Below are 1039 nucleotides of genomic sequence, written 5' to 3' on the forward strand. Positions count from 1 at the left end.
GCCGCAGGGCCACCACAGGACAAGAAAGAGCAAGGACGGGAGGGGTAATGTCGGAATTTCTGCGCGAACGCTACGAAGAGGTGGATCTGACGCCGGGTCAGGGCAAGATCACGGCGACGATCTCCATCGGGCTGGGTTGTTTGGCGCTGCTGGGAAGTTTCTGTTTTCTTTATCCGGAACTGTTTACCACGCCGGAATTCAGGGCGTTTTATAATGCCGAGATCTTGCGGCTGCTGCTGTTTATTGGCATTGGTATCGGGTTTACCTGCGGGTTTTTCAGCGTGTTTCGTCACCAGGAACGGCGTTACGGCATTATCGGCATGGTGCTGGCCTGCATGGCTGCGCTTATCGGTTCCGGGCGCCTGGATGTGCCGCCAGTGGATGGCCGCAGCCTCTATGCGGGCCTGGATTATTTCATCCTCACACTGCTGGTGCTGGGGCTGGTCTTTATCCCGCTGGAGCGCGCCTACCCGAAGAACCGGGAACAGAAGACCCTGCGCGGTGGCTGGGTGACGGACATGAAGTACTTCCTGTTCAGCCACGTGGCCCTGCAGCTGATCAGCTTTTTCACCATTATCCCTATTCAGGTGTTGCTGCACGACAAGGTGGACATCGGCTTCCAGCAGGCCATCGCCAGCCAACCCCTGTGGCTGCAGTTTATTGAAATTCTGATTGTGATCGATCTGGGCAGCTACTGGATTCACCGGGCCTTCCACGAAGTGCCCTGGCTATGGAAATTCCACGCCGTGCACCATTCCACTACCCAGATGGACTGGCTGGCCTCATCACGGCTGCATGTGGTGGAAATCATCGCCAACCGTTTTATTGGCTATCTGCCCATCTTTATCCTCGGCTTCTCCCCCTCGGCGGTGTATGCCTATCTGGTGTTCGTGTCGTTCCACGCCATCTTCATCCACGCCAATGTCCGTTTCCGTTTTCCCGGCGTGCGCTGGCTGATCGCCACCCCGGAATTTCACCACTGGCACCATTCCTCGGAAGACGAAGCCGTGGATAAAAACTACGCCGCCTTCCTGCCCAT

Annotated in this window: 1 protein-coding gene; it reads left to right on the plus strand. The window is 56.9% G+C overall.

Annotated features, from left to right (window positions below; all coding sequences use genetic code 11):
• Nucleotides 1–47: 47 nt before the first annotated feature.
• Nucleotides 48–1039: sterol desaturase family protein (locus tag A3754_RS01345; protein WP_063518656.1), on the plus strand; the 992-nt coding region annotated here is incomplete at its 3' end.

It is taken from the genome of Alcanivorax sp. HI0083, assembly GCF_001635175.1.